11 protein-coding genes are annotated in these 18,807 nt (G+C 74.5%); 4 read left to right on the plus strand and 7 right to left on the minus strand.

Going from position 1 to position 18,807, the window contains the following annotated elements; translation table 11 throughout:
* Position 1: 1 nt before the first annotated feature.
* From ACF073_RS27430 to ACF073_RS27455, 6 genes are all read right to left on the minus strand, one after another.
* Positions 2 to 2,248 carry a CDP-glycerol glycerophosphotransferase family protein gene (locus tag ACF073_RS27430; RefSeq protein ID WP_392074055.1) on the minus strand — a complete coding sequence of 749 codons (2,247 nt, stop codon included), beginning with the start codon at positions 2,246 to 2,248 and terminating at the stop codon, positions 2 to 4.
* Positions 2,249 to 2,373: 125 nt separating this feature from the next.
* On the minus strand, positions 2,374 to 4,587 hold the full coding sequence (locus ACF073_RS27435) for a CDP-glycerol glycerophosphotransferase family protein (protein ID WP_392074056.1): 2,214 nt from the start codon (positions 4,585 to 4,587) through the stop codon (positions 2,374 to 2,376).
* Between the two features lie 156 nt (positions 4,588 to 4,743).
* Positions 4,744 to 5,652, minus strand: a complete 909-nt coding sequence (locus ACF073_RS27440) for a carbohydrate ABC transporter permease (RefSeq protein WP_392074057.1) — start codon at positions 5,650 to 5,652, stop codon at positions 4,744 to 4,746.
* Complete coding sequence (locus tag ACF073_RS27445) at positions 5,649 to 6,992, minus strand: carbohydrate ABC transporter permease (protein ID WP_392074058.1); 1,344 nt, start codon at positions 6,990 to 6,992, stop codon at positions 5,649 to 5,651. The genes ACF073_RS27440 and ACF073_RS27445 overlap by 4 nt, the downstream gene beginning before the upstream one ends.
* Positions 6,993 to 6,999: 7 nt before the next feature.
* Complete coding sequence (locus ACF073_RS27450) at positions 7,000 to 8,379, minus strand: ABC transporter substrate-binding protein (RefSeq protein WP_392074059.1); 1,380 nt, start codon at positions 8,377 to 8,379, stop codon at positions 7,000 to 7,002.
* A gap of 295 nt (positions 8,380 to 8,674) precedes the next feature.
* The gene (locus ACF073_RS27455) at positions 8,675 to 12,484 is read right to left on the minus strand and encodes an FtsK/SpoIIIE domain-containing protein (RefSeq protein ID WP_392074298.1); all 3,810 of its coding nucleotides are present in this window, start codon (positions 12,482 to 12,484) and stop codon (positions 8,675 to 8,677) included.
* A gap of 388 nt (positions 12,485 to 12,872) precedes the next feature.
* On the opposite strand from ACF073_RS27455, the gene ACF073_RS27460 reads away from it, so the two are divergent.
* The 4 genes from ACF073_RS27460 to ACF073_RS27475 all read left to right on the plus strand — a co-directional run bounded on the left by ACF073_RS27460 (position 12,873) and on the right by ACF073_RS27475 (position 18,342).
* A complete protein-coding gene (locus ACF073_RS27460; protein ID WP_392074060.1) occupies positions 12,873 to 14,570 on the plus strand; it encodes a serine/threonine-protein kinase in 1,698 nt (565 codons plus the stop codon).
* Between the two features lie 140 nt (positions 14,571 to 14,710).
* On the plus strand, positions 14,711 to 15,937 hold the full coding sequence (locus ACF073_RS27465) for a serine/threonine-protein kinase (protein WP_392074061.1): 1,227 nt from the start codon (positions 14,711 to 14,713) through the stop codon (positions 15,935 to 15,937).
* Positions 15,938 to 16,026: 89 nt separating this feature from the next.
* Positions 16,027 to 17,133 (plus strand): peptide chain release factor 2, encoded by a 1,107-nt coding sequence (gene prfB / locus ACF073_RS27470; RefSeq protein WP_392074062.1) that lies wholly within the window; start codon positions 16,027 to 16,029, stop codon positions 17,131 to 17,133.
* Between the two features lie 297 nt (positions 17,134 to 17,430).
* Positions 17,431 to 18,342 carry a hypothetical protein gene (locus ACF073_RS27475; protein ID WP_392074063.1) on the plus strand — a complete coding sequence of 304 codons (912 nt, stop codon included), beginning with the start codon at positions 17,431 to 17,433 and terminating at the stop codon, positions 18,340 to 18,342.
* Positions 18,343 to 18,434: 92 nt separating this feature from the next.
* Here ACF073_RS27475 and ACF073_RS27480 read toward each other — a convergent pair whose 3' ends face one another.
* On the minus strand, positions 18,435 to 18,635 hold the full coding sequence (locus ACF073_RS27480) for a hypothetical protein (protein WP_392074064.1): 201 nt from the start codon (positions 18,633 to 18,635) through the stop codon (positions 18,435 to 18,437).
* Positions 18,636 to 18,807 lie beyond the last annotated feature (172 nt).

Consider the following 18,807-nt stretch of genomic DNA (forward strand, 5'->3'; position numbering starts at 1 on the left):
GTCAGCTCCTCACGAGGGTCGCGGCGGCGGGCGCGGGGGCGGGGACGCGCTCCGCGAGCGGGAGCACCGGCGGCAGCGCCGCGTGCGGCTCGCCGAGCAGCACCCGCCGTACCACCCGCTCGGCGGCCCGCCCGTCGTCGAACTGGCAGAACCGCTCGCGGAACACGGCCCGCAGCGCACCGGCCCGCGGGCCCGCGTACGAGCCGTCGCGGAAGACGGCGGCCAGCTCCCGCGGGGTCCGGGCGACCATCCCGGGCGGCTCGGCCGGCAGATCGAAGTAGACGCCCCGGGTCTCCCGGTAGACGTCCCAGTCGTCGGCGTACACGACGATCGGCCGGTCCAGGTTGGCGTAGTCGAACATGATCGACGAGTAGTCGGTGACCAGCGCGTCCGCCGCGAGGCACACGTCCTCGGCACAGCGATGGGAGGTCACGTCGATGATCCGGTCCGCACCCGGAAAGCCGCCCCGGTCGTAGAAGTAGTGGGCGCGCAGCAGCACCACGACGTCCTCGCCGGCCGCCGCGCAGAACTCCGCCAGGTCCAGGCCGGGTTCGAAACCGGTGTGGTGGTCGCGGTGGGTCGGCGCGTACAGCACGGCCGTGCTGCCCTCCGGGACGCCCAGCTCCGCGCGGACGCGGGCCACGTCCCCGGCGGTCGCCGTGTAGTAGACGTCGTTGCGCGGATAGCCGTACTCCAGCTGCTCGTACGAGCCGGGGTAGGCGCGCTCCCACATCTGGGTGGAGTGGCGGTTGGACGAGAGGTTGAAGTCCCAGCGGTCGACCCGGCCCAGCAGCTTGGTGAAGCTGCCCGACCGCGCGGCCACCACCGGGTACGTCGACTGGTCCACGCCCATCGTCTTCAGCGGCGTGCCGTGCTGGGTCTGCAGATGCACGCTGCCGGGCCGTTTGACGACGCCCTCGGCGAAGTTCGCGTTGTTGATCAGGTACGTGGCGCGGGACAGCACCTCCCAGTAGCGGCGGGAGCCGATCACCGCGTACTCGACGTCCCGCGGCATGGTGTGCTCCTGGCCCGCCTCGACCAGGAACACCGCGCGGATGTGCGGCGCGAGTTCCCGGGCCTTCGCGTGGATCGCGGCCGGGTTGCAGGCGTAGCCGCGGCCCCAGTAGGCGCAGTACACCGCGAGCTCGGGATCGAGCGGGCGGCGCAGGTCGCGGGCGTAGCGCAGCCGGGTGCGCAGCATGCGCGGGCGGGGCAGCCGCCCGGCGGCGCCGCCCGCCGCCTGGTTGACGCCGCGCAGGGCGCGGAAGGCGCTGTACGCGCCCGCCGCCAGCAGCCGGTGCTGCACCCCCAGGCTGCCGCCCGGCACCCGGTGGCCGGCCGGCCGGTACCGCCGGTAGAGCCGGGCCGCACGGGCGAAGAACGCCCGGTGCCCCGAGGACAGCCGCTCGGGCCGGGACGCCGTCTTCAGCACCACCGCGAACAGCTGGTCGAACAGGGGGCCGGTCCGCTCGGCCGGCAGGGCGCACTCGGCCGCCCGCGTCAGCACCCGCTCCACCTGGTCCAGCAGGGTGTGCTGGTGCGCTCCCGGCAGATTGAGCCGGCTGCCCTGACGGCGCAGCCGGTGGCGTACGACGGCCCGGCGCAGCACCGCGACCCGCCCGGCGGCGATACCGACCAGGCCGCCCCAGCCCAGATCGGTGAAGTGGCCGTCGGGGAAGGAGAGTTCCTGCTCGGCGAGGAAGGCGCGGCGGTAGACGGCGCTCCACGCCGGCAGCTGGACACCGGTCAGCGCGGGCATCTCCACGGGAGCGAACGCGCCCTCGGGGGCCTTGGCCAGCAGCGGCGCCGCCGGGTTCGTCGGCTCCCCCTCCCACCAGGGGGCCCGCTCGTGCTCGGCGTACAGCACATCCACATCGGCGGTCTCGGCCAGCCGCGCGTCCAGCGCCGCGAGCGCGCCCGGCAGCAGCAGGTCGTCGCCGTCCAGGAACAGCAGATAGGCGCCGACGGCCGCCCGCATCCCGGCGTTGCGCGCCCCGCTCGGACCGGCGGACGGCGGCGACTGGACCGGGGTCACCCGGGGGTCCCGCTCCGCGTACCCGGCGGCGACGGCCGCCGAGTTCTCGGCTGCGCTCGAAGCGGGGGGACCCCCATCGGCGGGGGTGTCGGGGGCGTCGCAGACCGGGATCAGCTGGAGGTCGCCGAAGGACTGGCCGAGGACCGAGTCCAGCGCCTGGGACAGCCGGCCGGCGACCCCGTGGGACGGGACGATGATGCTGAAGCGGGGCATTCTGCTCTTTCTGTCGTCTTGCGGACGCGGCCGGGCCGTCCCGCCGGACGCCAGGTGGACGGCCGGCTCGGGGTGGGCCGCGTCGAGCCGAGGGGCATGGGAACTCCCGGGTGGAACAACGGTGTTCAGTGGCTCTCGGTGACGGGGAGGGGGCCGGCGGGTTGCGGCACGGTGGCCAGCGGGGAGCGCGCCCAGGCCGACGGCGCCGGGTGCCGGTCCCCGGCCGGCACCACCGGCTGCGGCTCCGGCTCGCCCAGCACCACCCGCCGCACCACCCGCTCCGCGGCCCGCCCGTCGTCCCACGGGCAGAACCGCTCCCGGAACGCCGCCCGCAGCTGGGCCGCGCGCGAGCCCCGCCAGTGCCCGGTGGCGAAGATGTCGATCAGCTCGTCCTCGCTGCGCGCCACCGCGCCCGGCGGGAAGGCACGCAGGTCGAAGTAGGCGCCCCGGGCCGCCTCGAACGCCGCCCAGTCCTCGGTGTGCACCACGATCGGCCGGTCCAGATTGGCGTAGTCGAACATGAGGGAGTCGTAGTCGGTGAGCAGCGCGTCCGAGGCGAGGCACAGCGACGCCGGATCGTGCGGACCGGAGACGTCGATGATCCGGGGGTCCCGGGCGGCGCCGGGGCCGCGGGCCAGGATCACGAAGCGCGGGCCCAGCCGGCACAGGATCCGCTCCAGGTCGAGCAGCGGGAGCTGGGTGCGCCGGTGGTCGCGGTGCGCGGGCGCGTACAGGATCGCGATCGCCTTCTCCGGGACGCCCAGCGCGGCCCGCAGCCGGGTGACGTCGTCGGCGGCGGCCCGCTGGAAGACGTCGTTGCGCGGTTGCCCGTACTCCAGCGTGGTGTAGCGGCCCGGATGGACCCGCTCCCAGGTCAGCGTGGAGTGCCGGTTGCCGGACAGGACGTAGTCCCACCGGTCGACGTCGCGCAGCTGCTCGGCGAAGTCCGTGTCCCGGGCCGCCGCCGGGCGCTCCTGGAGGTCGAGGCCCGCGTGGCCCAGCGGGGTGCCCTGCCCGGTCCGCACGCAGACCTGCCCGGGCCGCTTCCGCAGCCGCCGCTCGAAGCCGGTGTCGCTGACCAGGTAGCGGGAGCGGGCCAGCGCCGTCCAGTAGGCGGCCGTACCGGGCCGCAGCGGGCGCGGCCCCCGCGGCACCGCCCGCTCCTGGCCGGGTTCCACGATCCACGCCGTGCTCAGCCGCGGGGCGTGCGCCCGGAACGCCTCCTCCAGCGCGGCCGGATCCCCGTGCCCCTCGCGCGCGGCGAACACCGCGCGGTCCGCGCGCAGCGGCAGCCGCAGCTGGATCCGGTAGTGCAGCTGGAGCACGCCGGAGCGCACCGCGCGGGCCAGCTTCACCGCGGACTTCAGTGCCCGCCTGCGCAGGGCCGCGGCCAGCCTGAGCGCCCGGAACGTGCGGTGCAGCCCGAAGCGGACCAGGGTGTGCCGCAGCCGCAGCCGGGTTCCCGGCACGTGGTGGCGGCGGCAGCGGTCCCGGGCCCGGCGCAGGAACGCGCCGTGGCTGCCGCGCGGCAGCCGGCCCCGCCGGGTGAACACCACGGTGCAGTGGTCCACCATCCGCCGGAACAACTCCGGCCGCCAGCAGTCGAGTTCGGGCCGCTCGTCGAGGTAGGCGAAGACCCGGTCGTACTGCTCGAACAGGTCGAAGTGGCGGTCGCTCGTGGTGCCGAGGATGCTGCCCTGGCGGCGCTGCCGGTAGTGCACGCACACCCGGTCGAGGGTGGCGATCGACTCGGCCGTCAGCAGTACCGGGAAGGTCCAGGGGGTGTCCTCGTAGTAGCCCGGCGGGAACCGGAACCCTCGCTCCTGTACGAACTCCCGCCGGTACGCCTTGTTCCAGGCGACCATCAGCACCCGCAGCAGCCCCGGCCGGTCCTCCAGCCGGAACGGCGCCGGGCCCTCCTCGGCGAGCTGGCCGGCGAGCTGGTTGCGCACCGCGCGGCCGTCCCAGTAGGTGCGCGCGTAGTCGAAGACCAGGACCTCCGGGTCGCCGGTCTCCTTGAGCCGGTCGGCGACGGCCCGCAGCGCCTCCGGGGTGAGCGTGTCGTCGCCGTCCAGGAAGACCAGATAGTCGCCGGCCGCCTCGTCCATGCCCGCGTTCCGGGCGCGGCCGAGCCCCTGGTTCTCGGCCAGGTGCACGGGCTTCACGCGCGCGTCCCGGGCCGCGTACTCGTCGATGATCGCTCCGCAGGCGTCCGGCGAGCAGTCGTCGACGGCGATCAGTTCCAGGTCGGGATACGACTGCGAGAGCACCGAGTCCAGGCATGCGGAGAGATACGCCTGGACCTTGTACGCGGGGACAATGACACTGAACCTGGGCAAGGGACATCCATGGGTCGGTCGGCGCGGGCGTTCTGCCCGGCAACGGCCGATGGAGTGACTTGGTTACGGCTCGTACGGCATTCGGGGGACGTCCGGGTGAACGCCGGGGGGCGGACCGTGGCCGGCCCGCCCCCGCAACGACGCCGTGCGCCAGGGCTACTTGACCGCGCCCGCCATCACCCCGGACACGAACTGCTTCTGGAACGCGAAGAAGACGGCCAGCGGGATCACCATGGAGATGAACGCGCCCGGCGCCAGCACGTCGATGTTGTTGCCGAACTGCCGTACCTGCGTCTGCAGGGCGACCGTGATCGGCTGCGTGCCCGACTTGGTGAACACCAGCGCCACCAGCATGTCGTTCCACACCCACAGGAACTGGAAGATGCCGAGGCTCGCGATCGCCGGACCGCCGAGCGGCATCACCACCCGTACGAACAGCCGGAGTTCGCCGGCGCCGTCGAGCCGGGCCGCCTCCAGCAGCTCCCGCGGGATCTCCGCGAAGAAGTTCCGCAGCAGGAACACCGCGAACGGCAGACCGAAGCCGGTGTGGAACAGGATCACCCCGAAGATCGTCCCGAACAGCCCGATGTCGCCGAAGAGTCCGGCGATCGGGATCAGCGCCACCTGCACGGGCACCACCAGCAGGCTCACCACGCCCAGGAACCACCAGTCCCGGCCGGGGAACTCCATCCAGGCGAACGCGTACCCGGCCAGCGCCCCGATCACGACGACGAGGACGGTGGCCGGGACCGTGATCAGCACGGTGTTCAGCAGGGAGTTGGTGATGTCGGAGTTCTCCAGCAGTTTCTGGTAGCTGTCCACGGTCAGCTGGGACGGCTCGGTGAACACCGTCCACCAGCCGCTCGCGCTCATCTCCTGCGGTGCGCGCAGCGAGGAGACCAGCAGACCGATGGTCGGCACCAGCCAGAACAGGCCCACCACGGTCAGGAACACGCGGACCAGGCCGCCGCTCAGCTTCCCGGCCACCCGGGAGCCGACCGACTGCCGGGCCCGGGCCGTCCGGACCGGCTCGGCCTTCCCGACGCCCTCGGCGGTCGTGGTCATCGCCGCACCTCCCGCCGCAGCCTGCGGATGTTGAACAGCATCACCGGGATCACCAGGAGCAGCAGGAACACCGAGATCGCGCTCGCGACGCCCGGCCGGCCCTCCGCGAAGCCCTTGCGGTACAGCTCCAGCGCCAGCACGTTCGCGTCGTCCTGGGACGATCCCGGCGCGATGATGAACACCAGGTCGAACACCTTCAGCACATTGATCATCAGCGTGACGACGACGACCGCGAGCACCGGCGCCAGCAGCGGCACGGTGACCTTGCGGAACACCTGCCACTCGGAGGCGCCGTCCACCCGGGCCGCCTCCAGCAGCTCCCGGGGCACGCCCGCGAGCCCGGCCGCGATCAGCACCATCGCGAAGCCCGCCCACATCCACACGTACGCCCCGATGATCGAGGGGGTGACCAGCGCCGGGCCGAGCCACTCCACGCCGTTGTACGGCGCCTTGAAGTTGCTCGCGGGCAGCCGCAGCCGGGCCCCGTCGGCCGCCGCCGGCAGCGTGAACGTGCCGTCGCCCGCCGCCTTCGCCGAGGCGACGACCCTGCCGTCCTTCACCGCCTCGATCCGCATCCCGGCGTAGCCCACCTCGGACGGGTCGGGCATGGCGAGCCTTCCGACGCCCTTGCCGCGGGTGAAGTCCTGCCAGGCGGTACCGGTGACCTCGCCCGGTTCCGGCGCCGCCGCGACCGCCTTGCGCACACCGTCGGGCAGCTGGTCGGGGGCGACGCCGACGAGCGGCAGGGCGACCGGCTGCCCGGCGTGCACGACGGTCCGGGTGATGAAGCCGCCGCCCTCGGCGACCAGCGGCGACCGGCGGCCCGGGTGCGCCTTGGGGAACGCCGACGACTGCGCGAACGTGTCGTGCACGCCCGTCCACACCGCGTTCGCCACGCCCTTGTCCGGGTCCTGGTCGTACACCAGCCGGAAGATGATCCCGGCGGCCAGCATGGAGATCGCCATCGGCATGAAGACGACCAGCTTGAACGCCGTTCCCCAGCGCACCCGTTCGGTCAGCACCGCGAAGACGAGGCCGAGCGCGGTGGAGACCGTCGGCGCGAACACCACCCAGATGACGTTGTTCTTCAGGGCCGTCCGGATGCCGTCGTCCGTGAAGAGCGTCCTGTAGTTGTCGAGCCCGGCGAACCCGTCGCCCGAGGCGTTGGAGAAGCTGCGGACGAGCGAGTACCCGATCGGGTAGACCACGAGCGCGCCGAGCAGCACCAGCGCGGGCAGCAGGAACAGGGCTGCCACGGTCTTGCGGGTGCCGGTCACGCTCTTGCGACCGCGGGGTGCGGCGGGGCCCGGTGCGGCCCCGGCCGCCGCTGCCGACGCCATGGCCGGATCAGCCCCCGTTCCCGTACGCCGCCGCCGCGTCCTTCTCCAGTTTCGCCTGCGCCCCCGCGATGTCCTTCGGGTTCTTCAGGAAGTCCTGGAGGTCCTTCCACTCGCCCTTGCCCGGTGTCCCGCCGAAGGCCTGCGGGGCCTGGTCGGACATGTCGAAGCGGAAGTCGTCGCCGGACGCGACCAGCGCCTCGGCGATCTTTCGCTGCACCGCGTTCGGATACGCCGAGACCGGCACGTTCTTGTTCGGGGAGAGGTAGCCGCCGAGCTTCGCCTGGATCGTCGCCGCGTCCGGGGAGGCGAGGAAGGCCGCGAGGGCCTGCGCCGCCTTGGAGTCCTTCAGGATCACGGCCGCGTCGCCGCCGGAGACCACCGGCGCGGCCGAGCCGACCGCCGGGAACGGGAACACCTTCGCGTCCGTGCCCACCTTCGCCTTGGTCTCACCGATGTTGACCTGCACGAAGTCGCCCTCGTAGACCATCGCGGACTTCGGCTGCTCGCCGCCGGTGAAGGTCTGGGTGACCGACTGCGGGAACTCCGTCTGCAGCGCGCCGTCCTGGCCGCCCGCCAGATAGTCCTTCTTGCCCCAGAGCTGGGCGAGCGTGGCCAGCGCCTGCCGCACCGACGGATCGGTCCACTTGATCTTGTGCTGGGCGAGCTGGTCGTACTTCTCCGGGCCCGCCTGGGAGAGATAGACGTTCTCGAACCAGTCGGTCAGTGGCCAGCCGTCCGCACCGGCCACCGAGAACGGGGTGACACCCGAGTCGTACACCGCCCGCGAGGCGGTCAGCAGGTCCTGCCAGGACTTCGGCTCCTGGGCGCCCGCGTTCTCGAAGACCTTGGCGTTGTACCAGATCAGCGACTTGTTGGCGGCCTTGTAGTAGACGCCGTACTGCTTGCCGTCGACCTTGCCGATGTCCTGCCAGCCCTGCGAGTAGTTCTTCGCCAGCTCCTTGCGGCCCTCCGGCCCCACGGGCTTGGCCCAGCCCTTCCGCACGGCCTGCTTGATGGCGCCGGGCTGCGGCAGCAGCGCGACGTCCGGCGGCTGGCCGCCCGCGATCTTCGAACCGAGGAAGTTGATGATCGGGTCCTGGGCGGGCACGAACGTGACGCTCGCGCCGGTGCGCTTCTCGAACTCGGCGAGGACCTTCTTGAAGTTGGCCTGCTCCGCGCCGGTCCAGACGGCGGCGACCTCCAGACGGGCGCCGTCCAGTTTCGGCAGGGCGACGGTGGACCCGGTGGGCCCGCCGCTCTTCTTCCCGCCGTCCTTCTTGCCGTCGTCACCGCTGGAGCAGGCGGTGAGCGCGAGGGCTCCCGCGAGCAGTGCGGCGAGTGGGGCGACGGCCTTGTGTGTCCGGAACGTGCTGCTCTTGCTGCGCATCACTTCCCCGTTCGTCGTTCTCCGTTGAACGTCGTTGAGCGTCGCTGTGCGTCGGATTCAGTCCCGTGCGGTCCGGTGTACGCCGGGCCGCTTGGGGCGGGCAAGAGCGCCTGCGGTGCCGAGCGGCTCATCGTGACCGGCTCGTGACCAGGGGTGTATGCACGCCGATTTCCGGGATCCCGGGGGAAGGCGGGATGACTTCGGCGGGGGCGCGGGGGTATCGGGCTACGGGGCCGCGGGGTTGTCGGTTCCGGGGCTTCGCGGTCATGGGGTTACGGAGCTTCGGGCCGTCGGGCTAGAGGAGGGACGGCACCTCCGCCGCCGAGACCTCCCGGGCCGCCCGCTCCACCGCGCTCGCCAGCAGGGCCAGGTCGGTCGGGCCGTTGCCCAGCTCCCGCACCGGCCGGCGGGCCGGCGGGTCGCCCATCCGCTGCCAGTCCAGCGGGACGACGGTGGGCCGCTGGGTCGCGGTGCGCGGGATGCGGCCGGTCACCCGGCCGCCCTGGAAGCCGGTGGTCCGCCCGTCCGCGTACGCCAGCGTCCCGCGTCCCGGCGCCGGCTGGTCGGGCCCCGGCTGCGGGGCGTCGAGCGCCACCCGCGGCGCGGCCAGGCGGGCCGGTTCCGCCTCCGCCGTACGGCCGCCGGTCCCGGTCGCCGCCACCAGGTGCACGCCGAGCCGCTCGCCGTCCCGGGCCACCGCCTCCAGCGCCCGTATCACCGATCCGGCGGCGGGCCGGCCCGGTGAACCGAGCGCCGGGGAGACCAGCGCGTCCAGGTCGTCGACGACGACCACGAGGCGGGGCAGCGGGGGTGCCGCCGCGGCGCTCCGGCGGGCCGCAGCGCCCGGCCGCAGGCGCAGCGTGGAGCTGGGGGGCGTCTCGATGTCACCGGAGGCGGACGCGGCGGCGGAGACGGAGCCGGCGGCGGAGGCGCGGGGGGCCACCATCCGGCCGGACACCTCCCGTCCGGTGTGCCACTGGGCGAAGTCGGTCCGGCCCAGCAGCTCCGCCCGGCGCTTCAGCTCGGCGGCCAGCGACTGCGCGAACTCCCGCATGCGCACGGGGTCGTTGGCGATGAGATGCGTGGTCACATGCGGTATGTCCGTGCAGACGCGCAGCCCCTCGCCGAGGCCCGCGCCCGCGCCGACCCCGTCCCGGCCGTCGAGCAGCGCCACGGCCAGCCGGTCCGGCCGCTCGGCGGCGGCCAGCGAGGCGACCACGGTCCGCAGCAGCTCGGTACGGCCGCTGCCGGCCGGCCCCTCGATCAGCAGATGCGGCCCGTCGGCCACGAGGTCGACGGTGACCGGCCCGCGCGGCCCGGCGCCCAGCACCGCGCGCGCCCGGCCGCCCGGCGACTCCGTGTCGTCGGCCGCGTCCGCCCAGCGTGCCATCAGCGAGGCGGGGGTGGCCCGGGCCAGCCCCAACTCGTCCAGCAGCCGCGCCGACTGGGGCAGCGGCAGGGCCACGCGCGGCTGCGGCTCGCCCGCCGGGCCGTCCGGGCGCAGCGGCGCCAGGGCCCGCGCGAACCGCTCCGCCCAGGCGGCGGAGACGGCGTCGACGGCGGCGTGCGCACCCGGGCCGACGGGGCCGCTCGGCGCGATCCGCAGCAGTCGCAGCGCGGCGGCGACGTCGCCGCTGAGCAGCGCCACGGCACCGCAGTGCCGGAACGTCGGCGTCACCGCGCAGGCGGCCTCGTACGTCCGGGCCACGGAAGGGGCCGCGGGAGCGGGGGCGGCGGGGGCCGTGCCGTGGGCGGCCGGAGCGGCCGGAGCGGCCGGAGCGGTCGGAGCGGCCGGGACGGGCTCGGTCTCGGCGAGGCACACCACATGGATGCCGGCTCGCGGTCCGGTCACGGCCAGCCGCGCGAGGGCGTCCCGCAGCGCGGAACCGCCGGGGTCGCCGTCCACGACGACCACGGTGTAGGGCCCCGCGAAGCCACCCGTCCCGAAGGCCCCGGCCCCGTCCTGGGCCCAGGCGGGGCGGCGGGCGCCGGTCCCGGCGTGCCGGGAGGCGGGCTGCCCGGGAGCGCCGGGGCGGCCGTCGGGGCCGGGCGGACCCGGCGTCCGGGCGGGCATGCCCGCGGCGCCCGGGTACGGAGCGTGCGCGGCGCCGCCGGGACCGGCGGAGCCCGGTCCTTGCGAGGCGGTGTCCGGGGAGGGCGTGCCAGGGGTGTCGTAGCGCGCCGCGTACCCGGGGGTGCCGGAGGCGTGCGGAGGGACGGAGGCGGGGAGGCCGTGGCCCTGCGAGGGGGCGCCCGGCGCGGGCGCACCGGAGGACGCGGTCGGCCCGTGGGCGCCGGGGGCCGCCGCGGCGTCCGCGGCGCGTGCCGGGTGGGGGTGGGCCGCGGTCCGCCCCGTCGCCGCGTGGTCGTCCACCCGGCGCAGCAGTTCCTCCGTACGCGCCGCCGCCTGTTCGCGGTCGTAGGCCAGCAGCAGGCGGCAGTCCTGGCCGTGGCCGGGCCGCACATGGGGCAGCCAGCCGAGCCAGGCCCACTCCGCCGTACGCTCCGCCACCGGACGCGAGCGGTCCGCGCTGATCAGCACGATCTCCAGCAGGTCGGGGGAGTGCAGCGCGGCGAGCTGGGCCAGCACCGCACGGGCCAGCCCGGCCAGCCGGGGGCGCGGACCGGCCAGGCCCAGCGCGCCCGCCTCCCGCAGCGCGGCGGTCACCGGCACGGCGGGCAGCAGGCGCGAGCCGTCCGGTGCGCTCCGGTCGGCCGTGCCGAGCCGTATGGCCAGCGCCTCGGGGTGGCCGGGACCGCGCTCCCACAGCCGGGGCCCGGGCCCCAGCGCGGTCAGCAGCAGGGCGGCCGGATCCGGCCAGGTCTCCGGCTGGAGCGAGGTGCCGGCCGCCGGGGCGTCGGCGCGGGCGGCCGTGCCGTCGAACGACTCCGGGCCGGCCGGCTGCTCCCCGCGCCCGCCGGCCAGCCGGCGGGCCCAGGCCCCGAGCCCGCGCCGCCGGGCGCCCTGCGGGGCGTCGGCTCCGCTCGGCGGGGTGTGCCTACGGCCGTCCGCCGCACCGGCGTACGGGTCCTCGGGCAGCCCGCCCGGGCCGCCGGCGCCGAAGCGCCCCGCGTGGGTGTCCCCGCCGGCCGTGCCGCCCCGGCTCTCCACGCCCGGCGCCCCGGCCTGCCCCGGCACCACCGGGGAGTGCCCGCGCCGGTGCTCCTGGGCGCCCGCGCCGGCACCGGCGGAACCCCAGCCGGCGGAGTCGTAGGAGTCATAGGCGTGATGCGGACCCCCCGGGGCGCCCTGAGGAGCACCGCCGGCAGCCGCACCGGCCCCGCCGAGGCGTCCCGCGCCCTGCGGGGAGTGCGGGGAGGCGGCCACCCCGCGGGAGCCGCCGGCGCCCGCCGAAGGCGGCTGCCCGGCTCCCGGCGCCCCCGCGCCCGCGGACGCCGGGGCCGCCCCGGCCGGGGCCCCCGGGCCGGAGCCCACCGCGACCCGCACGCACCCCTCCCCGTCGGCCGCCGTCGGCACCCGGGTCCCGGGTCCGCCGGACGGCGTGACGCGCAGGGCGGACTCGCCGATCCTCAGCAGGCCCCCGGCGGGGACCCGCACCGGCCGGTCCGTCACGCGCGTGCCGTCGAGGGTCGTGCCGTTGGTGGAGCCGAGGTCGGCGACCGAGACCCGGCCGTCCGCGCCGACGGTGACCGCGCAGTGCAGACGGGAGACGTCGGGGTCGTCCAGCGGGACGTCGGCGTCGGCGGAGCGGCCTACGGTGATCCGGCCGCCGTGCAGCAGATGGACCCCGCCCGCGTCCGGGCCCGCGACCACGTGCAGCCGGGTCGGGGCGTCGTCCAGCTCGGGGTGCGGCTCGGGGGCGGCGGGGGCGCCGAGGGACAGCACGGCGCCGTCGACCAGCGGGGGCTCGCCCAGGGTGCGGCGGCGCGGATCGAGCCGCTCGGCGCCCGCGTACAGCACCACGGCCGCGCCGCCGGTCTCCCGGACCGCGCCGCCCTCGCCGGTGACCGCCCCGGCCAGCGCCGACGCGACCGCGGCGAGCTCCGTGCCCGCGGGCGCCGTGACCAGCACGTCGCGGCTCACGGCGCGGCCCCGCTCCGGGGCCGGGCCGAGCGGGTCTACGACGGTCAGCCGGATCTGCATCGGCGTCAGCGGTCCCTTCTGCGCGGGTCTGCGCGGGCGCGGACTTCCCCCCACCCCCACGAGCACGTCGGCCAGCAGCCGCCGGAGCCGTCCCGGACGAGCTGCTGGAGGCATCCTCGCACCTGCCGCTGACAACGCGCCCCGGACCCGGAGAGAAGTGATCTTGATTGGTCGGCTCTGCCCCCAAAAATGCCTGACAGGTGCCGTCGGCGTGATCAGTTGAGATCGGTCACGTCCACCCCCCGGCAACCGGCGGACCGGACGAAGCGTCTTTCCTTCGAACATGCTCAGGAACGCTTACGTAGTGCCCTGAGGCACGGCACTACAGTGGGTCGGAACGGCAGAATGCAGCGAAGCAAGCAACAGCAACCAGCAGGGAGCGCGTGACGTGCGGCCAGTCGGCAGCAAGTACCTGCTTGAGGAGCCGCTCGGACGCGGCGCCACAGGCACCGTCTGGCGTGCCCGCCAGCGCGAGACCGCGGGCGCCGAGGCGGCCGTGGCCGGCCAGCCCGGGGAGACGGTCGCGATCAAGGTCCTCAAGGAGGAGCTGGCGAGCGACCCGGACATCGTGATGCGCTTCCTGCGCGAGCGCTCGGTCCTGCTCCGGCTCACCCACCCGAACATCGTCCGGGTCCGCGACCTGGTCGTGGAGGGTGATCTGCTGGCCCTGGTCATGGATCTCGTCGAGGGCCCCGACCTGCACCGCTACCTGCGCGAGAACGGCTCCCTCACCCCGGTGGCCGCGGCCCTGCTGACCGCGCAGATCGCCGACGCCCTCGCCGCGAGCCACGCCGACGGCGTCGTCCACCGCGACCTGAAGCCCGCCAACGTGCTGCTCATGCAGCACGAGGGCCGGATGCACCCGATGCTGACCGACTTCGGCATCGCCCGCCTCGCCGACTCCCCGGGCCTGACCCGCACCCACGAGTTCGTCGGCACGCCCGCGTACGTCGCGCCGGAGTCCGCCGAGGGCCGCCCGCAGACCTCCGCCGTCGACATCTACGGCGCCGGCATCCTGCTCTACGAGCTGGTCACCGGCCGCCCGCCGTTCTCCGGCGGCAGCGCCCTCGAAGTCCTGCACCAGCACCTGAGCGCCGAGCCGCGCCGCCCCTCCACCGTCCCCGACCCGCTGTGGACGGTCATAGAGCGCTGCCTGCGCAAGAACCCGGACGAGCGGCCGAGCGCCGAGAACCTCGCGCGCGGCCTGCGGGTCGTCGCCGAGGGCGTCGGCGTGCACGCGAACGCCGCGCAGATCGCCGCCGCCGAGGGGGTGGGCGCGCTGCTCGCCCCCGACCCGGACCCGGCCGCCGTCCCGGGCGTGCCCGGTGCCGCCGACCCCACCCAGGTGCTGCCGACGAACGCGCCCCAGGGCACGTACGGCCAGCACGATCCCAACGCGGCGACCAGCTTCCTGCCGCACACCGGCGGCCCGGCCGGCGCCGCCGACCCCACCGCCGTCCTGCCGAACACCGGCGCGGCGGACCCGACGGCCGTCCTGCCGCCGGTCCCGCCCGGCCAGCAGGGGCAGTACGGCCAGCAGGGCCAGCAGCCCGACCAGCCGCACCCCTGGCAGAGCCAGCTGCGCGCCGCCCGCGACCGCAACGAACAGACCCAGATCCAGTACCTGGACCCGGCGGAGGACCCGCTGCGCCGCCGCCCCCAGCGGCAGGTCGCCCGGCCCCAGCAGCAGCCGCGCCAGGCCCCGCAGCCCCGCCCGCAGCAGCCCCAGCCGCGCGGCAGGCAGCACCCGCAGCAGGCCCCCGGCTACGGCTATCCCCAGCAGCAGCCGCAGCAGTACGCCCCGCCGCAGCAGCCCCAGCAGTACGCGCCGCCCCAGCAGCCGCAGCGGCCCGCGCGCGAGCCCCGGCAGCGCAGCGCCAACCGGATGAAGATCCCCGGCCTCGGCTGCCTGAAGGGCTGCCTCTTCACGATCGTCATCCTGGTCGTGGCGAGCTGGCTGATCTGGGAGCTGACCCCGCTGCAGGACTGGATCGGCACCGGCAAGGGCTACTGGGACCAGCTGAGCGACTGGGTGGGCACGGCGGGCCGCTGGATCAAGGACCTGGGCGGCTCGTCCGGCAACTGATCACCGGCCCAGCCGCTGCCGGAAACTGATCACTGGTTTAGGGATTTGTCGACGTCTGCCGGGTGATTTCCGTCTCCGCGGTGAAGCTTGGCTCCTCCGACGCGTAGTTTTAGCGACAACACGCGTCTGTAGGAGCAGTCTTGGCACGGAAGATCGGCAGCCGGTACACCGCCCATCAGATCCTGGGGCGGGGGAGCGCCGGCACGGTGTGGCTGGGCGAGGGGCCGGACGGCCCCGTCGCGATCAAGCTGCTGCGCGAGGACCTCGCCTCCGACCAGGAGCTCGTCGGACGCTTCGTGCAGGAGCGCACGGCGCTGCTCGGCCTGGAGCACCCGCACATCGTCACGGTGCGCGACCTGGTCGTCGACGGCAACGACCTGGCCCTGGTCATGGACCTCGTGCGCGGCACCGACCTGCGCACCCGGCTGGAGCGGGAGCGGCGGCTCGCCCCCGAGGCGGCCGTGGCGATCGCCGCCGACGTCGCCGACGCGCTCGCGGCGGCCCACGCGGCCGGGGTCGTCCACCGGGACGTCAAGCCCGAGAACGTCCTGCTCGACATGCAGGGCCCGCTCGGACCCGGCGGGTCCCACCCCGCGCTGCTCACCGACTTCGGCGTCGCCAAGCTGATCGACTCGCCGAAGCGCACCCGGGCCACGAAGATCATCGGCACGCCGGACTACCTGGCCCCGGAGATCGTGGAGGGCCTGCCGCCCCGGGCCGCCGTGGACATCTACGCGCTGGCGACGCTCCTGTACGAGCTGCTGGCCGGCTTCACCCCCTTCGGCGGCGGCCACCCCGGTGCCGTCCTGCGCCGGCACGTCACCGAGACCGTCGTACCGCTGCCCGGCATCCCCGAGGAGCTGTGGCAGCTGCTGGTGCAGTGCCTGGCCAAGGCGCCCGCCTCCCGGCTGCGCGCCTCGGAGCTGGCGGCGCGGCTGCGCGAGCAGCTGCCCACGCTGACCGGGCTGCCGCCGCTGGACGTGGACGAGCCGGAGCCCGCCGAGGAGGAGGGCGCGGAACCGGCCCCGGCGGCGGAGCCGGGGGGCGAGCCGGTGCGGCGGCGGGGAGCGGTGCCCCTGGTGCCCGGGGCCAAGCCGGACTCCAACCGCGACACGCACACCTCGATGCGGGTGCCGGGCCCCGACGAGCTGGCCGGCGGGGCCCACGGGACGGCGCGGGCACCGCGGGCGTCCGGTGCGCCGCGGCCCGGCTCCGCCCGGCACCGGGCGACCGTGCGGCGCCGCCGGATCACGCTGGGCGTGGCCGGGGTGGCGGTGGCGGCCGCCGTGGGCGTCGGCGCCTGGCTGGCCTCCGGCGACGGGGACGAGCAGCCGCCGCAGGAGACCCACAGCACCTCGGCGCCGTAGGGGCCGGCCGGCGGGCTCTCCCGGCCGTCCGCCCGGGCCGCCCGGACAGCCCGGCGGAGGTCGCTTGCCGCAGCCGTTACGCTGGAGGCGTGGCAGTCGTCGATGTATCCGAAGAGCTGAAGTCCCTCTCCTCGACCATGGAGTCGATCGAGGCCGTCCTGGACCTCGACAAGTTGAGGGCAGACATCGCCGTGCTCGAGGAGCAGGCGGCCGCGCCGTCCCTCTGGGACAACCCGGACGAGGCGCAGAAGATCACCAGCAAGCTCTCCCACCTCCAGGCCGAGGTCAGGAAGGCGGAGGCGCTGCGCGGCCGGATCGACGATCTCGCCGTCCTCTTCGAGATGGCCGAGGAGGAGGACGACCCGGACACCCGTGCCGAGGCCGAGTCCGAGCTGACGGCCGTGAAGAAGGCGCTGGACGAGATGGAGGTCCGCACCCTCCTGTCCGGTGAGTACGACTCCCGCGAGGCGCTCGTCAACATCCGCGCCGAGGCCGGCGGCGTCGACGCGGCCGACTTCGCCGAGAAGCTCCAGCGCATGTACCTGCGCTGGGCCGAGCAGCGCGGCTACAAGACCGAGCTGATCGAGACGTCGTACGCCGAAGAGGCCGGCATCAAGTCGACCACCTTCTCCGTCCAGGTGCCCTACGCCTACGGCACCCTCTCCGTCGAGCAGGGCACGCACCGCCTGGTGCGCATCTCGCCCTTCGACAACCAGGGCCGCCGCCAGACCTCCTTCGCGGGCGTCGAGGTGCTGCCGGTCGTCGAGCAGTCCGACCACGTCGAGATCGACGAGTCCGAGCTGCGGATCGACGTCTACCGTTCGTCCGGCCCCGGCGGCCAGGGCGTGAACACGACCGACTCCGCGGTCCGCATCACGCACCTGCCCACCGGCATCGTGGTCTCCTGCCAGAACGAGCGCTCGCAGATCCAGAACAAGGCCACCGCGATGAACGTCCTCCAGGCCAAGCTGCTGGAGCGGCGCCGCCAGGAGGAGCAGGCCAAGATGGACGCCCTCAAGGGCGACGGCGGCAACTCCTGGGGCAACCAGATGCGTTCCTACGTGCTGCACCCGTACCAGATGGTCAAGGACCTGCGCACCGAGTTCGAGGTGGGCAACCCGGAGGCCGTGTTCAACGGCGAGATCGACGGGTTCCTGGAGGCCGGCATTCGCTGGCGCAAGCAGCAGGAGAAGTAACTTTATCGACATGACAACTGCCGCCCCAGGGGCGGCAGTTGTCATTTGTCTGGGTTTTACATCACACTCACAGGCTTCATTTCCGCGCAAACATCACCCCGCCGGACATTGCGCCCGCAACGCCCTTGACGTTGCTTTGAAAAATCGGAAGAGTCAAGCGCGGCATGCGTATTCGAGGGCCGCATGTGAACCGGGGGAATCGAGTTGACGCGGACTTCGTCACCAGCTGCCTCCGTCGATCACGGCACGCCCCACACGCCGCCTCATTGACGAACAGCTACTGGGGGTAGCAACCATATGACGAAGAAGACGCGGATCCGGGTCGCGCGGATAGCCGCCGGCGCCGTGATCGCGGCCGGTGCGTCGCTGACCGCGGCCGGCGCGGCCTCCGCCCTGGACCTCGGCGTCCAGGCGGGCCCGATCAGCCTCGGTGTCACCACGGACGGTCCCGACAGCCCCGGCACGACGGAGGGCACGACGGACGGCGGCGCCACCATCGGCGTGACCGAGGGCACCACCCTGGGCACCACCGACGGCGGCTCCACGGACGGCGGCTCCACCGACGGTGGCACCACGGACGGCGGGACCACCGACGGCGGGACCACCGATGGCGGGACCACGGACGGTGGCACCACCGATGGCGGCACCACGGACGGTGGCACCACGGACGGTGGCACCACGGACGGTGGCACCACCGACGGCGGGACCACTGACGGCGGTAACGGCACCGACGGTGGCAACGGCACCGACGGTGGCAACGGCACCGACGGTGGCACCACGGACGGTGGCAACGGCACCTCCGGCGGTTCCACCGACGGCGGCAACGGCACCTCCGGCGGCAACGGTGGCGACAGCGGCTCCGGCGGCTCCAGCGACGGCGGCTCCACCTCCGGTGGTTCCGGCGGCGGCGGCGGCTCCACCGGCGGCTCGGGCGGCACGGGCGGTTCCGCCGACGGCGGCTCCACCTCCGGCGGCAACAACACCACCCCCGACGGCGGCAACAACAACGTTCCGCAGGACGAGGGCTCCTCGCAGCTGACGGACACCGGCTCCGACACCACGGCCCAGGGCGGCGACAAGCAGCTCGCCGAGACCGGTGCCGGCCAGACCGCGTTCCTGCTCGTCGGTGCCGCGACGATGATCGCCGGCGGCATCGGCTTCCGCGTGCTGCCGCGCCTCGCGAACGGCCGCGGCGGCGCGGCCGCCTGAGCGTAGCCCTGCGCTCACGCACCGTACGCACCGTGCGCGCACAAGGGCCCGGAGCCTCACGCTCCGGGCCCTTGTGGCGTCTTCGCGGGTTGCTACGCGGCCTGGTGCGCCAGCAGCGCGACCGCGGCGATCAGTACCGCCAGCAGCGCGATCAGCGCCATCGGGTTCAGCCCGTTCAGGCCGCCGAAAAGGCCCTCCTGCTGCAGCCGAGCACGGTTGGCACGGCACACCGGGCACCGGCCCTCGCTCACGGGCGCCGCGCAGTTCGCGCACACCAACCGGTCGTACGTCATGCGCTCGCCCTCCTTGCACCGGCCATCACACCTACAACGCTCATGGGAACGAGAACGTTCCCCTGCGTTCCCCTTCCACTGTGCCAGGTTCCCGCCGAGCGTGCGCGGGGCCTCCGCAGAGGAGACGCAGGACGGGGGGCCGGTACAAAAACGTACAAGTCTTGCCCAACCT

Origin of the sequence: Streptomyces sp. NPDC015171, assembly GCF_043079545.1 — a bacterium.
GTDB lineage: Bacteria > Actinomycetota > Actinomycetes > Streptomycetales > Streptomycetaceae > Streptomyces.

Coding starts and splice junctions, on each gene's coding strand:
- ACF073_RS27430 (WP_392074055.1), bottom strand. CDS start 2,248: ATGCCCCGCTTCAGCATCATCGTCCCGTCCCACGGGGTCGCCGGCCGG.
- ACF073_RS27440 (WP_392074057.1), bottom strand. CDS start 5,652: ATGACCACGACCGCCGAGGGCGTCGGGAAGGCCGAGCCGGTCCGGACG.
- ACF073_RS27445 (WP_392074058.1), bottom strand. CDS start 6,992: ATGGCGTCGGCAGCGGCGGCCGGGGCCGCACCGGGCCCCGCCGCACCC.
- ACF073_RS27450 (WP_392074059.1), bottom strand. CDS start 8,379: ATGCGCAGCAAGAGCAGCACGTTCCGGACACACAAGGCCGTCGCCCCA.
- ACF073_RS27455 (WP_392074298.1), bottom strand. CDS start 12,484: ATGCAGATCCGGCTGACCGTCGTAGACCCGCTCGGCCCGGCCCCGGAG.
- ACF073_RS27475 (WP_392074063.1), top strand. CDS start 17,431: ATGACGAAGAAGACGCGGATCCGGGTCGCGCGGATAGCCGCCGGCGCC.
- ACF073_RS27480 (WP_392074064.1), bottom strand. CDS start 18,635: ATGACGTACGACCGGTTGGTGTGCGCGAACTGCGCGGCGCCCGTGAGC.